Origin of the sequence: Escherichia sp. E14V7, from assembly GCF_004212225.1 — a bacterium.
Taxonomy (GTDB): Bacteria; Pseudomonadota; Gammaproteobacteria; order Enterobacterales; family Enterobacteriaceae; genus Escherichia.
Genome location: NZ_RHJJ01000002.1, coordinates 58,293 through 72,514 on the forward strand (window position 1 = coordinate 58,293; position 14,222 = coordinate 72,514).

16 protein-coding genes are annotated in these 14,222 nt (G+C 53.8%); 1 reads left to right on the forward strand and 15 read right to left on the reverse strand.

All coding sequences use genetic code 11. The features are described from left to right. The 15 genes from D9741_RS02845 to D9741_RS02915 all read right to left on the reverse strand — a co-directional run bounded on the left by D9741_RS02845 (position 1) and on the right by D9741_RS02915 (position 12,873). On the reverse strand, positions 1-585 hold the full coding sequence (locus D9741_RS02845; RefSeq protein WP_000595148.1) for a DUF3261 domain-containing protein: 585 nt from the start codon (positions 583-585) through the stop codon (positions 1-3). After that, entirely contained in the window at positions 582-2,900 is a 2,319-nt protein-coding gene (locus D9741_RS02850; RefSeq protein WP_130217782.1) for an MMPL family transporter, read from the reverse strand. Before D9741_RS02850 ends, D9741_RS02845 begins: the two co-directional genes overlap by 4 nt. Beyond that, positions 2,869-3,474, reverse strand: coding sequence for an outer membrane lipoprotein carrier protein LolA (locus D9741_RS02855; protein ID WP_130217780.1), 606 nt, complete (start codon positions 3,472-3,474; stop codon positions 2,869-2,871). Before D9741_RS02855 ends, D9741_RS02850 begins: the two co-directional genes overlap by 32 nt. Then, on the reverse strand, positions 3,471-3,893 hold the full coding sequence (locus D9741_RS02860; protein WP_130217778.1) for a thioesterase family protein: 423 nt from the start codon (positions 3,891-3,893) through the stop codon (positions 3,471-3,473). The genes D9741_RS02855 and D9741_RS02860 overlap by 4 nt, the downstream gene beginning before the upstream one ends. Before the next feature lie 3 nt (positions 3,894-3,896). Then, positions 3,897-5,573: a glycosyltransferase gene (locus D9741_RS02865; protein WP_130217776.1), complete on the reverse strand. Its 1,677-nt coding sequence runs from the start codon at positions 5,571-5,573 to the stop codon at positions 3,897-3,899. Continuing rightward, positions 5,564-5,917 (reverse strand): beta-hydroxyacyl-ACP dehydratase, encoded by a 354-nt coding sequence (locus D9741_RS02870; RefSeq protein WP_130217774.1) that lies wholly within the window; start codon positions 5,915-5,917, stop codon positions 5,564-5,566. Before D9741_RS02870 ends, D9741_RS02865 begins: the two co-directional genes overlap by 10 nt. Further along, complete coding sequence (locus tag D9741_RS02875) at positions 5,904-7,265, reverse strand: acyl-CoA synthetase (RefSeq protein ID WP_130217772.1); 1,362 nt, start codon at positions 7,263-7,265, stop codon at positions 5,904-5,906. Before D9741_RS02875 ends, D9741_RS02870 begins: the two co-directional genes overlap by 14 nt. Continuing rightward, positions 7,262-7,843, reverse strand: coding sequence for a hypothetical protein (locus tag D9741_RS02880; protein ID WP_130217770.1), 582 nt, complete (start codon positions 7,841-7,843; stop codon positions 7,262-7,264). The genes D9741_RS02875 and D9741_RS02880 overlap by 4 nt, the downstream gene beginning before the upstream one ends. A 4-nt stretch (positions 7,844-7,847) precedes the next feature. After that, positions 7,848-8,099: an acyl carrier protein gene (locus D9741_RS02885; RefSeq protein WP_000139646.1), complete on the reverse strand. Its 252-nt coding sequence runs from the start codon at positions 8,097-8,099 to the stop codon at positions 7,848-7,850. An 11-nt stretch (positions 8,100-8,110) separates the two neighbouring features. Next, positions 8,111-8,368, reverse strand: a complete 258-nt coding sequence (locus D9741_RS02890) for a phosphopantetheine-binding protein (protein ID WP_047643688.1) — start codon at positions 8,366-8,368, stop codon at positions 8,111-8,113. Then, positions 8,343-9,164, reverse strand: coding sequence for a lysophospholipid acyltransferase family protein (locus D9741_RS02895; protein ID WP_130217768.1), 822 nt, complete (start codon positions 9,162-9,164; stop codon positions 8,343-8,345). Before D9741_RS02895 ends, D9741_RS02890 begins: the two co-directional genes overlap by 26 nt. Continuing rightward, positions 9,161-9,883 carry a beta-ketoacyl synthase chain length factor gene (locus D9741_RS02900; protein WP_130217766.1) on the reverse strand — a complete coding sequence of 241 codons (723 nt, stop codon included), beginning with the start codon at positions 9,881-9,883 and terminating at the stop codon, positions 9,161-9,163. Before D9741_RS02900 ends, D9741_RS02895 begins: the two co-directional genes overlap by 4 nt. Positions 9,884-9,923: 40 nt before the next feature. Beyond that, positions 9,924-10,982, reverse strand: a complete 1,059-nt coding sequence (locus D9741_RS02905) for a methyltransferase (protein ID WP_130217764.1) — start codon at positions 10,980-10,982, stop codon at positions 9,924-9,926. Between the two features lie 68 nt (positions 10,983-11,050). Continuing rightward, on the reverse strand, positions 11,051-11,428 hold the full coding sequence (locus D9741_RS02910; RefSeq protein ID WP_130209208.1) for a hypothetical protein: 378 nt from the start codon (positions 11,426-11,428) through the stop codon (positions 11,051-11,053). 395 nt (positions 11,429-11,823) lie between these two features. Next, a complete protein-coding gene (locus D9741_RS02915) occupies positions 11,824-12,873 on the reverse strand; it encodes an AI-2E family transporter (protein WP_130217762.1) in 1,050 nt (349 codons plus the stop codon). A 98-nt stretch (positions 12,874-12,971) separates the two neighbouring features. Here D9741_RS02915 and D9741_RS02920 point away from each other — a divergent pair, with 98 nt between their 5' ends. Then, on the forward strand, positions 12,972-14,222 hold the full coding sequence (locus tag D9741_RS02920; protein ID WP_130209098.1) for an MFS transporter: 1,251 nt from the start codon (positions 12,972-12,974) through the stop codon (positions 14,220-14,222).

Here is a 14,222-nt window from a genome sequence, read left to right on the forward strand (position 1 = left end):
TCAGTCACCTAAGTATTGAATGGTGATGTGGTATTTAAAGACATGCTGCTCAATGCTGATTGGCACGCGTTTGCCCTTGCGATTCAGATAGGTGATTTCCGTGACCAGTTTGCCGCTGGCGTTACGTAGCTCGCGTTTGTCACCGTTGTCGCGAAGCGTCCAGCCTGCGGGAAGCTGCGGCTGCCAGGCGCTAATCGGCCAGTGGCTGAGCATCACGTCAGCCAGCACCTGACTTGCGGGCGGCAGCTGCGGGACGACGATGGATTGCTCGGCGCGTAGCCCTTGCGCATCGTAGGTCACCAGAAACAGGCGAATGCCGACCGACGACAGCCCGGCAAGGGTGATTTTCTGGTCGTCGGCATTAAGCATTACCAAAAGCGACTGGGTTTTGCCGTTGAAGCTGCCGGTCAACAGTTGCTGGGAATTGACGGCGGGTGAAATCCCCGGCGCCGGCAGCGTGATGCGCGTGCCAGGTTGCAGCCACGCCTGCGGGCGGCCTTCCTGTTCCGGTTGCGAGTGGCTACAGCCAGTGAGGATAAGCGTAGCGGTCAGGGCGAACGCTCGCCAGAAGGTAGGTTTGATCATTTTTTTGTTCTCTTTTTATCGGGCATAGCCAGCGGCGAAAGCAGGAAGGCGGTGAAAATACCGCTCACCAGCACAATGCCAAAACTGCTGATGGCCTGGGTGGCGCTGAATACCAGCATACCCAGCGTCAGCAAGGTGGTGAGCATTGCCAGCGTGATCGCCAGTAGCGAAGTTAACGGCGTACCGCGCGGATTACTGAAAAACAGCGTGTAATTGATGCCGATGCCAAGCACCAGCACCAGCGCCAGCAGCGAAAAGAGATTCACCGCCTGCCCGCTCATCGCCAGCACTGCCAGACCGCAGCCCAGAGAAAGCACCGAAGGCACCAGGCTGATAAGCCCTTTGCGCCAGCCGAGGCGAGCTACCGCGCCGCAGGCAATCACCGCCAGCGCCACCAGCAACAAGCCGGTTAAGACGTAGCGGTAAAGTGCGAACAATTCATCAAAGGTACTTTTGCGATCAACCCAGGCAATGCCGCCAGGGTAATAGCTGGCGATTTCCTGCAACAACGCGCTACTTTTAACCCCTTCAACCGGCACCAGTACGCCGCTTGCGCCGTTTTCCAGCGTCAACCACAGCAGACGCCAGCCTTCACTGGCGGGGCTTGCCAGCCATTCATCAACCTTCACCGGCATGGCGTTGAGATCCGGGTTCACTGCCGTCAGCCCGGCATTTTGCAGTGCTTTTGTTACTGTCGGGGCCGCTGTTTTCAGCAGGTCTAAATCTTCCTCCTGCCGCGCCAGGGAGTTCAGCGGAATGGTGCGGTAGTTGCTGATAAGGCCGTCTTTTTTCACTTTCTCCAGCGAAGCGGTAAATGTCTCCAGCCGTCCCAATGTTTGCTGTGGCGAATTGCCGTAAACTACAAACCATTTTTGATCGACGCTTTGTCCGGTCAGGGCGGTAATGGCTTTTTCCTGCGCCAGAATATGCTGCGGCAGCGCCTGTAACTGCGAGATATCGTCATCGACGCGCAGCATTGACATCCCTGCCAGCGAAAACAGCGCCAGCGCGACGGGCAGACCCAGCGACAGTTTTTTATTACGCCGCCACGCTGCCAGCCAGCGCAGCATCAGCGCCATCGCCGGAACCGGGCGCACCGGCAGGCCACGGCACAGCCACGGATGCCAGAACAGGACGGTCAGACAGGAGGCGCTCAACCCGACGGCGGCAAAAATCGCCATCTGGCGAATACCAGGGAAAGGGGCGAGCATCATAATCAGATATGCTGCTACGGTGGTGAGCAGCGCCAGCAGCAGGGCATTACGCACTTTCGCCAGGCTTTGCCACGGCGAAACATCGTTGCCGTGCACCATCCGCTCGGTAAGGTAATAGAGCGTGTAGTCAGCGGAAATGCCGATAACGCTCATGCTCATCACCAGCGTCATCAGGTGTAATTCACCGAAAATCAACAATGTGGCGACCGTTCCCGCCAGCGCGCCGATGCCGATGGAAATCACGCAGAGCAGCAACGGACGTAAAGAGCGGAACACCGCCACAATCAGCAATATCACCCCCAGCAGCGTTGCCACGCCCAGGGTGGAGATGTCCTGCTTCGCCTGTTGGCTGGCGTAATCGCTGTAAAACACCGTGCCGCGCGAGAGCAGCTGCGCCTGCGGGTAACGCGTTTTTAGATCTTTTTCCAGCGTATTCAGGGTCGTGATGAGCTTGTGGGTTTGCTGCATATCAAACGACGATCCCGCCAGTTCGCCGTGCAGCAGATACCAGTAGTTGCCCTGGGGATCCTGCGTCACCAGCCAGCCGTCCATCAGCCGCAAACGCTGGCCGTTTTTCGCCATCGCCAGCTGCGAGCCGCGCATTAACATCAGCGGATCGTTTTGCAGCTCCTTGCCGCTTACCCCGGAGAATGCGGAATAAAGCTGGGAGAGGATCCACTGCGCCTGCGCTTCGCCGCCGTTTTGCAGGCGGGCGCGGGTGTCGGGGTCAATCAGGCCGTTGCGGTGCTGCCAGAAAAACGCTCCCCACGCTTGCTGGCTGGCGGCATCCATTGGTCCTTTAACGTCGCCGAGCGCAGCGGATTTTTGCAGCAGCGTCAGCCACTCCTGAGCGACCCTGGGATTAGCCTCTTTACCGGGGCTGACCAGCCACACCAGTTGGCGGTCCAGACGCTGCATAAAGCCGTCATTCAGCGCTGGGGGAATATCGCCCATCGCCTGTTTGGGTAACATAGCCAGCACGCTACTGTTCAGCCGTGATTGCGGCAGCAGGATCAGCAACGCCGCCGCCATGACCAGGCAGACGATCCCCCATAACAGCGCGGGGCGTTTACTGGGCGGCAAAACGTTGGCGTTCGTCATCGGTCAGTTGCGCTGGCGTCAGTTGATGTTGGGTAAGAGCAATATCGGTGCGATCGCCCTGTTTATCATTAAGCTGAATGCTCTCCAGATAGGTTTGCCCGGCGAGATCGATGGTGTTGAAAATTTTATCCAGCGGCGTGGTGGTCGGCGTCAGGCGCAGCGTCCAGCGGCCTTCGCCTTTGTCAGCAAATTCGACGCGGAAGTTTTGTTCCAGCACTTTGCGATCGGCCTGGAACAGCGCGCGCAGCAGGTGGTTAAACTGGAACATCTGCGGGTTGTTTTCTGCCGTGATGATTTGCGGCGGCTGACCGTTGATCACCTGCACCATGCGTTTATCGTCGAGCAATAGCTGCATGGGGAATGGTGAGGTTTGATCCCACAATAACCCATGGTCGCGGGCGATCAACATCTGGCCCTGAGATCGCAGCGGCTGCGGCAGATCTTTAATCGTCCGGGTTTGATCAAAATGGGCGCGGATCACCGGTTGTTCGGTAAAGCGTTGCTGAAGATCGTCCAGGGTCAGGGCGCTCACAAACGGGCTAATCAGCAGCGCCAGCAGCGGCAAAAATTTCATGGTTTGACTCCCATGCGTTCAAACAGAATATCGGGGCTGACAAAGCACAGTTCGCGGCTTTGCTCGTCTACTGCGACCTGGATGGTGTATCCGGTGGTGGCGCGTTTGCCCGTTTCGGCATCGAAAATCTGATAGCTAATCCGCAGACGGTTTTCGAACTCTTCGATATGCGCACGCACGCGGATGCGCTGCTCAAAGGTGAGGGCGTGGCGATATTTCACCCGCGCATCGACCACTGGCCACAAATAACCTGACTCTTTCATCTGCCGATAGCCGTAATTGAACTGGTTGAGCAGCGCCTCGCGGGCCACTTCAAAGTAGCGAAAATAGTTACCGTGCCAGGCCACACCCATCATATCGACGTCGTGAAAGGGAATGGTCAGCTCGACCTCAGCGGTAAATCGGGGATCGTTAAGCACCCTTTACTCCTTGTCCTGAATTTCCGGCAGTTGCCAGAAATCGAAAAAATTAAACCAGTCGAGGGGCGACTGGAGCGCGTAATGTTCCAGACGCGCGGCGTAGTGGTCGATAGCGTTTTGCAGCGCCTGCTGGCGTTCGCCACGCGGCAACAGCAGCGGGTCGGTAAAGGTTTCGCAGTGAATATGCAGCTTGCCGTGCTGGCGCAGGGCGAAAATCAGATTCACCGGGCAGCGCAAAATAGACGCGAGAATAAACGGCCCCTGTGGGAAAGGCGCAGGCTGGCCCATAAACGGACTCCAGCAGACGCGCCAGTCGCCGCCGCGCTGCGGGTTGACGGCGATGCGGTCACCGACAATCGCCACCCATTCGCCGTTATCCAGCTTCTCTTTCAGCAGGATGGCGGTTTCCGGGCCGATATCCGTCACCGGCATCAGGTTGATGCCAGCCTGCGGGGCCATCTCCTGCATTATCTGTTTAAAGCGTTGGGCGTTTTCGCTAAACACCAGCGCGTTAATGGTTTTGTAGCCCTGAATTTTTGCCAGCGCCCGGCACACTTCCACATCGCCAAGATGCGAGGCCAGCAGCAATTTGCCGCGCGGATCGCGGACGTCAAGCGCCGCTTCTGCGCCTGGCGCAAACAGCACATCGCGCCCCAGTTGCAGCTCGCCGCGCCAACTGGCGATTTTGTCGAGCATGGCGTTGCCGAAACGTAAAAAGTGCTGGTAGCTGTTGAGTTTTGCTGCTTGTGGTTGATGCTGGCGCACACGGGCGAGCCAGTCTTGCGACGCTTTACGCGCCCGGCTGGCAGTGAGCCAGTAGACGCCCACTACCGGGTAAAGCAGCGCGGTAAACGCCGTTCTTCCCAGCAGACGCCAGACCAGCAGCATCAGGCGCATTCCCCATAATCCTTTCACTTCACTCTGCCGCGCCCAGTGGCTGGAAGAGCGGCGCATCAGCAGTGAAGGAATACGCGGCAACATGCCGAAAAACAGACGCGTGTGCATGAGCGAGATGCGGACGTTATCTTTCAGGGCATCAAAGTGCGAAAGCCCGTCCAGCGGATAAGTGACGCGGGTCGGCACAAAATAGCTGGTATTTCCCTGCCAGTAGAGGCGCACCATCACTTCGGTGTCGAAATCCATCCGCTTGCCGATGGTGGCGTGTTTTGCCAGTTGCAGCGTTGGCGCAACCGGATAAACGCGAAAACCGCACATGCTGTCTTTCAGTTGCAGGGAGAGCGTTTCTACCCATACCCAGACGTGGGTGACCCAGCGCCCGTACAGCCGTGAGCGGGGAATGGAGTCATCGTAAATTGGCTGGCCGGAGATCAGCGCCGCAGGGTGTTGTTCAGCGAGTGCCAGCAGTTTGGGGATATCTTCAATCGCATGTTGACCGTCAGCATCCACCTGCACCGCATGGCTGAACCCTGCGTCTGCCGCTGCCTGTAAGCCACGCATCACTGCCGCGCCTTTACCTGCGTTTTCTGCTAAGCGAATTAAGGTCACGCCAGGCTGTTCGCTAACCAGATTATCCAGTTGCTGTTGCGTGGCGGCATCGCTGCCGTCGTCCACCACAATACAGGGGAGATTAAATGGCTTAAGACGCGCCAGCACGCCCGGCATCATCGCGCCGTGGTTATAGCAGGGAATCAACACGCAGGGAGAAAAGTTTACCGACATAGGCGGATCTTCCCGCTACTGGCGGTGTGGCGGGCGTCACCGTCGTGACGCTGATAGCTAAAGCTCAGAATCTGGCGTTCTTCCTGCCAGTTAAGCGCGAGCGTGACGTGGTTTTCCGGCAGTAACGGAGACTGGAATTTTATGTTCTGAATGGAGTGAAAACGCCAGCCAGGCGCGAGCAGATTGAGCGCGTAGCTCATCGCCCAGTCGATTTGCGCAACTCCTGGGAGTAATGGTTGCACGGCAAAATGGCCGCGAAACCAGAACAGATCTGCCCTGAGATGCAAAACAATCTCAAGGTGATTCGCTTGTGCCTGATGGCGCTCGATTTCATGGGGCTTCATGAAATAACTCCTGTAATTGCGCATAGACACGCTTGTTCATACTGTTTACTGGCATTTCATCAATAACGCGCCAGTAACGCGGAATGGCAACTGGCTCCAGCGTCGGGCGCAGTAAACGCCGCCAGGTCATTTCCTGGCTATGCCCGCCGCCGTTCTGCCATTGCAGATGAGCTTCGTCATCCAGCACCAGCAAAACGCCAATGCACTGACGCCCGCCGCGCGTAACGGGAACTGCCGCTACCTCGCGAATACCGTCCAGCGCCAGCAGACGTTGTTCCACTTCCTGCAGAGAAATACGTTTTTCTTCAATCTTAACGATGCGTCCGCGACGCCCCATCAGATGGAACTGACCATCTTCGCTAAACTGCAAGATATCGTCGAGTAACAAGCCGGTATCTTCCGCCATCAGCGGTGAAAAGAGGCGAAAAGCATCACATTCGGCCTGGAACTGCATACCTGGAAAGGGCTGCCAGCGGCGTTGCTCTTGTTCGCGGTAACGCCAGGCGATGACGCCGGTTTCCGTGCTGCCGTAGATTTCATCAGGCCAGACGCGCAGCCAGCTCGCAGTGTGTTGTACGTCCTGCCACGGTAGCTCACCGCCAGCAGAGAGAAGCACCTGAACAGGCGGCGGGGATAGCTGAGCATCCAGACGCTTCAAAAATGCCGGGCTGCTGATGAAGATATAGCGATGCTGATGACTCAACGCGGCAAACTGTTCGACATACCAGAGCATGGCGGCGTGCAGCGGTAATCCCAGCGCCATTGGCAAGAAAATGCGAAAAGTCAGGCCGTACAAATTCTGCGGCAATACGGAACCGACCACCCGACAACCCGCCAGACGTGCGCCTAATCGTTCAGCCAGCAGTTGTGCTTCACGGTCCAGCAAATGAACAGGTTTAATCACCCGCTTCGGCTGCCCCGTAGAACCGGAGGTAAACAGCTCGATATAAGCATCTGGCGCTATGGCGGCAAAGGTGAATGATTGTGTCGCGACTTGTGGGGAACTTGCTACCAACAGCAATGAACCTTGCCAGTTAAGTTCGCTGTCGCTAAGCACACCATCGAACAGTTCACGTTGCTCATTAAGCTGGATGACGCGGTTATGTCCCGGAAGCACCGGCGTTTTTCCGGCGTGTAGCGTGGCGAGCAGGGCAACGATAAACAGATAGCTGTTCTCAAAGCACAGCGCCCAGCGTTTCCCGGGCTGTTGCTGTAAACGACAGATAAGTTGCGCGACATCGTGACGCAAATCGCCCAGCGTCCAGGTGCTTTCGTCCAGCCACGCAATGGGCGTGTCATCAGGGCGTGGCGCAGTCAGCCAGCGTGCAAGCGGTAAGGTCTGCTTCATGAGCGATCTCTTTTCATCACCTGACGGCGCACCAGCCATTCACCTGCCATTAACGTTCCCATCAACAAATAAGCAATCATGCCGTTCCAGGCGGTCCATAACGACATATCGCCATGCAGCGCGGTAAAGAGGGCAATTCCGCCGTTAATGATGAAAAAGCCGCACCAGATTTGCGTAACGTGGCGGGTATAGCGCACGCCATTTTCCGGAAGGTCTGGCTCCTGCAAACGCGCCAACCGCTCAACTATCGGCATTGCCGACCACAGCGAACCGCCAAAAACCGCCAGCATTACCGTATTAACCACTACCGGGTAAAACAGCAGTAGCTGGTGCGTTTTCAACGCAAAGCTGGCGACACACAAGGCGATGCCTACGACAGCGACGATTTGTGTGACGGCTTGTAGCGGCCCCGCCTGGCGACGGGTCTGGCGCAGGCGCAACAAAAGCAGCAGCGCCATCAGCGGCAACAGCCAATGCAGGCCGTTATGTGCCAAACCAAGCCAAATCACAAACGGCCAGGTGAGCAGCAATAATCCGGTCAGCAGCTTAATAATCGGTAGCGAGCGAATGCCCGACATCAGATCAGGCTTCTTGTAGCAGGCGTTCTACGGCCTCTACGACATCCTGGACTGTACGCACTGCTTTAAACTCTTCCGGCTTGATTTTCTTACCGGTTTTCTTTTGCAGGTGCACAATCATGTCAACGGCGTCGATGCTGTCCAGTTCCAGATCTTCGTACAGGCGCGCTTCAGGTTTGATGTCCTGCGGATCGATTTCAAACAGCTTAACCAGCAGGGCAGAGACTTCCTGATAGACGGTTTGTTGTTCTGTCATGATGGCTTTCCTCAGGCACGTTGCGCAGCAATGAAAGAGGCCAGAGTGGCGACGGAGAAAAAGTGCTGACGCATCTCTTCACTTTCCGCAGAAAGTACAACGCCATATTCATTTTTCACTGCCAGCCCCAGTTCCAGGGCATCGATGGAATCCAGCCCTAAACCGTCGCCGAACAGCGGCGCATCGGTATCGATATCATCAGGAGTCAACTCGTCGAGATTGAGGGTGCTGATGATGAGATTTTTAATTTCCAGATAAAGCGCTTGCATTATTTATTCCTGAGAGAGGTAAACAACCTTGTTGTAATTGAAGCAAAAGATGCCGGTTTAGCTGCCTTGCTGCCAGCGCCGGTTCTTGTGAAGTTGCATCGTAAAATTTATTGATTTCTACCCGCCCACGGACTTCAACCGTAAAAAACGGCCTGGCAGGCGGAACGTCATACCATTTACTTTGTTTATCCAGCAGATGCTCGCTACAGCCGATCGTCACGATGCGTAAATCGCTGGCGCAGCGCACGGCAATATTCGCCGCCCCGCGCTGCAACGTCATTTTTTCACCGGGCTTCGTTCGCGTGCCTTCGGGGAAAATCAGGATAGTGTCACCCTGTGCCAGTCTCTGTTGGCAGCGGGGTAACAGGGTTTCAGCTTCGCTGTTGATTAAATAATCTGCCGCCCGCACGACGCCGCCAAGAAAAGGATTTTTTAACAGCGCGCTTTTCACCAGGCAGTCAGTTTCTGGCATGACTGACGCCAGCAGTACGTAATCGATCAGTGTGGGATGATTGGCTACGACGAGGCAACCGCGTTCCTGACGTAAGATTTCAGCCCCATTAATCCGATAATCCAGCACGCCAAGCCCTTTTGCGACTGTTAAAAACAGGCGAAAACTGACGGCAATGCTGCGACGCGCCAAACGACGGCGGCGGGAAGTATCCCACACCAAAACCAACAATACGTTAAACCACACTACAGAGAGCAGTAGTCCGCCGAGGCCAAACAGGGCAAAACACAACCCGGTCATAACCAGTCGCCATGTCCACTCCAGGCGCGACATCAGCTTACTCATCTGCGGCTCCAGCGCCATTGCACGCGCTCGCCAGGCAGTGAAAATTTATCAACGTTTTGTAAAAAGTGCTGTAAAAACAACATGCTTTGCGGCAGTGATGTTTCATTGCCCGCAATGACTGGCTGTGTTTCACATTGCCAGTCATCGCCAGCTTCAATCACCAGCGCGACGGCGTACGGCCAGGTCGGCATTTCTGCTGGCAGTTGTGGGTGATAGAACTCAGGCAGAAAGCCATCAAAATCGACCATCAACACGCGCTGGTATCCCGCTTGTAACAGGCTAAGCACTTCACATAAACCTTGCTGGAAACTGTCGCGACCAGCCGAAAGCGATGACGAAACGATCGGTTGTTTGGCCGCAATGGTCAGGTTACCCACAGAAGAGTTGTGTACGGAGAGCGCGAAGTCTGTCGGAGAGAGTGCCTGTTCGGTTGCCAGTGCATGAACAATGCGGTAATTGCGTTCCAGTTCGCCATGACGACTGGTATACAAAACGGCGCCTGGCTGATGGCGACGTAGCATTGCCAGACCGCACTCCACGGCCAGTTTGCTGCCAGAACTGAGACGGCGGGCGGTCATCATTGGCAATTCGCATAATTTTGCCAACGGTGCAGCAGGGTCAACCGCCCACGGCTGGCGCGACCATGCTTGCCATTGCTGGGCTTCGCTAAGTCCAGGCGCCAGTGCCTTCCAGTCGGTAATATTTAATGTAAATTTCATCAACGCGCGCCCGCGGTAAACCAAAATTATTAAGTGACGATTATTTCTTTTGGCATATCAGTAATGTATGCCCAACGCCTAAATTATCGTGGCGCTCTGCTACCTGAAATCCTGCATTATTCAGATAGTCGTAAAATTTCTCTGTGCTATAGAAACGGCTGTTACCGTTTGCCATGCAGGTGAAATAAAGTGAGGAGGCATTCAGGCTAAACGATGCCGCTTCAAACCGCTGCGCATCCCAGAACAACTCCATAATGCAAAGTTTTGCGCCGGGCTTCATTACGCTGGCAACTTTGCTGAGTATGCTAATTATTTGTTCGGGTGAAAAACAGTCTAAAAATTGACTCATCCACCAGATATCAGCCTCGCCCGGTAACGGCGCATCGCTTAGCATATCCACAGCATGGAAATTTATACGATCAGAAAAGCCTGCATTCGCGATATTTTCTTTGGCGAGCACGATTTGTTGTGGCAGATCTAATAACGTAACGGTGATGTTTTCGTTGTATTTACAGCAGCGCAAAGCCCACTTACCGGTATTGCCGCCTACATCGTACAAGGTTGTGGGGTTGTTGGCGAATACATAAGGCAGTGCGGCGTTAAATGCGCCATCTGAATAGTAATGATCAAAGGCGAACCAGCTTTCACGGGCGGCGTCAGGTAATTGTGAAAGTGCCGGATATATCGTCGGCCAGTCGCCAAATACTTTTAACCCGGAAGGTTTGCCTTCATTGAGTGAATCGGCGAGGAAGAATAACCCCTGATAACAGACATCCTGGGTAAAATCCATATTCACGCGCGTCATGGTGTCATGCAGGAGGTAATGACCGATTTTCGCCAGGTAATAAATTCCCTCTTTGCAGGTAATAATTCGCCCGCTTAAGCCCATATCTAACAGAACGCTGGCAGCATATTCGTTGATATGACTATTTTCGGTGATATCAGCCAGCGTTGCGCCATGTTTGCCTTGCCGATCCAGATAAGAAAGTACACCCGCATTACGCAGGCAGAGAGCTGTTTGAAAAAGCATGGGGGCAAAGGCAATGCGTTGAGCTTCGGTAATCGCATCCAGTGCGCTAAGAGAATCCTGTTCGTACATGTTGGGCACAACCTGTTAAGAGGGAATTAAATTATTATCGGACCGAAGCGGCCCGACTTTAGGGGAAATTACAAATCTGCGCCAGCCGACAAATTCAGTTGAATATCTTTGTCGAGATTGCGGACCCAGCGATTATAGTTTTTATGAATTTGTCCGCCTGATGCTTGCAGGTTCTGACTATTTTCATAATTGATATCGTAGCTGGATGCCGTGTAGTTAATGCGAATTTCTGCTGAATGATCGCGTGACTGTTGACGTGCTTTAATTACACCTTGTCCGGCTTCGGACATAATCCATTTGCGTTCAACGCCAGCTTTCAGAATCGCTTTTTTAACTTGATCCTGAGTATGACCGGCGCTGACGGTTGAGTGAACTTGATCAATTGGCGCAGTACGCGCACAACCCGCTAAAGCGCCCACAACAGCAATAGCAGCAAACCATTTCATGTAGTGTTTCATTATAACCCCATTAAAGTATTGTTTTTACGAGTAAAGCAGGATTTAACTGTAATTGCTGGTATCACTATATTCTTTATTTAGCGAAAAATTTACTTATGAGATAAGTCAGTAAGTGCACATCAGAACAAATCATTTTGAGATGACTAAATTACTGCCAGCGGGGACCAACTATAAGTGAGTGAGAAAAATGAGGCAATAAAAATAACACAATATAATCAGTGCGTTCTCTGGGATGGGATTTTAATGATTATTCGGTGTTTATATATATTTGACTTAAGGAGTGGTTTTTAGAAATTAATTTTCTGAATAATATTGCATCATTTTCTCGAATCAAATAGCCACCGTTAGATAAACGGTGGCCATTGTTTGATCAGGGTGCGCTATTACCCCGGTAACCGACTTTTCGGTCTGCCTGGCCCCAGTAAAATCGCCAGTTTGCTACCGCCTTTAGTGGTTTCCATCCAGATTTTACAGACGCTGGTTAATGGCACCGAAAGTAGCATCCCTACCGGACCGAGCAGCCATCCCCAAACCAACAACGAAAGAAATACCACCATGGTGGACATCCCCAGGCGATGGCCCATCATCCGTGGTTCTAAAATATTGCCGATGACCATATGGACAACTAAAAACAATGCGCCGACCAGAATACATTCGTAAACACCATTAAACAGCAGCACCTGAATCATTGGCGGTACGGCGGAAATTACCGCGCCGATATTGGGGACGTAGTTGAGTAAAAACGCCAGTACCGCCCACATCAGCGCAAACTGCACGCCCATCAGCGCCAGCCCCAGCCAGACGATAACGCCCGTCCATAAACTTAGCAGCGTTTTTAATGCCAGATAATGCGAAACGCCTTTTAATGCGCGGTGTAATCCGGCGATGTGAATCTGTGGGTTATTCAACGCAAAACGCATTTTGTAAGGGACGTGGCGTACTTCAAACAGCATAAAAACAACGGTCATCACCAGCAGAAGTACGCTCGCCATGGCCCCGGAAAGCCCGGTCATTAAAGCGGTGGTGAAGGTAACCACTTTTTCTGAATCCATCCGCTGCAACATTCGTTCCGGCGACATATGCAAATTAAGAAAAGGCAGCATCTCCTGCAATTTAAAAAGCTTGCGCGTCAGCTCCTTATTAAACTTCGGCAGCATAGAGATGAATTCGTTAAACGATGCCGCCAGCACACCGACCAGCGCAGTAAGCGCAATCAACATCACTACGACCACAATCGTAATGGCAACGGGACGCTGAACTCTGCGACGAATAAACCAGGTCACCAGGGGATTGAGGACGATGGCGAAAAACAGCGCCAGTAACAATTGCACAATGATATCTGCCGCTGCGTGAATACCCGCGAGGATTACTACCAGTGAAGCCAGCTTGAGTAGAATGTGCATGCCCGTTTTATCGGGTTGAGATGTTTCCATTGGGGCTTCCTTATGACTTTTTGTATTAAGTGTAGCGGGAGTCACGCCAGCAATATTCTGATTCTTCTTGCTGATTTACACGCCACCACGTGGTAAAAATGAAACACTGTTGTAAAAATGTGGTGCTTCTCATGCCCGTACCTGTTGCCGAACCGGCGCTTAACGGAATGCGTCTGAATTTGCGCATTGTCTCCATTGTCATGTTTAACTTCGCCAGCTATCTGACCATTGGGTTACCGCTCGCCGTGCTACCGGGCTATGTCCATGATGTGATGGGCTTTAGCGCCTTCTGGGCGGGGTTGGTTATCAGTCTGCAATATTTCGCCACGTTGCTGAGTCGTCCTCATGCCGGGCGTTATGCTGATTTGCTGGGGCCAAAAAAGATTGTCGTCTTCGGTTTGTGCGGCTGCTTTTTGAGCGGGTTGGGTTATCTGGTGGCTGGGTTAACCGCCAGTCTGCCAATTATCAGTCTGTTATTACTTTGCCTGGGGCGCGTGATTCTTGGGATTGGGCAAAGTTTTGCCGGAACGGGGTCGACACTGTGGGGCGTTGGCGTGGTCGGTTCGCTGCATATCGGACGAGTGATTTCGTGGAATGGCATTGTCACTTACGGAGCGATGGCGATGGGCGCGCCGTTAGGTGTGGTGTTTTATCACTGGGGCGGTTTGCAGGCGTTAGCATTAATCATTATGGGCGTGGCGCTGGTGGCTATTTTGTTGGCAATACCGCGTCCGACGGTGAAAGCCAGTAAAGGCAAACCTCTGCCGTTTCGCGCGGTGCTTGGGCGCGTCTGGCTGTACGGTATGGCGCTGGCGTTGGCTTCCGCCGGGTTTGGCGTTATCGCCACCTTTATCACGCTGTTTTATGACGCTAAAGGCTGGGATGGTGCGGCCTTCGCGCTGACGTTGTTTAGCTGTGCGTTTGTTGGAACGCGATTGTTATTCCCTAACGGCATAAACCGCATTGGTGGCTTAAACGTGGCGATGCTCTGCTTTAGCGTTGAGATAATCGGCCTGCTGCTGGTTGGCGTGGCGACTATGCCGTGGATGGCGAAAATCGGCGTCTTACTGGCGGGAGCGGGCTTTTCGCTGGTGTTCCCGGCATTGGGCGTAGTGGCGGTCAAAGCGGTGCCGCAGCAGAATCAGGGGGCGGCGCTGGCAACCTACACCGTATTTATGGATTTATCGCTTGGCGTGACCGGACCACTGGCAGGGCTGGTGATGAGTTGGGCGGGCGTACCGGTGATTTATCTGGCGGCGGCGGGGCTGGTCGCAATCGCGTTATTGCTGACGTGGCGATTAAAAAAACGGCCTCCGGTGGAAGCACCTGAGGCCGTTTCGTCATCTTAA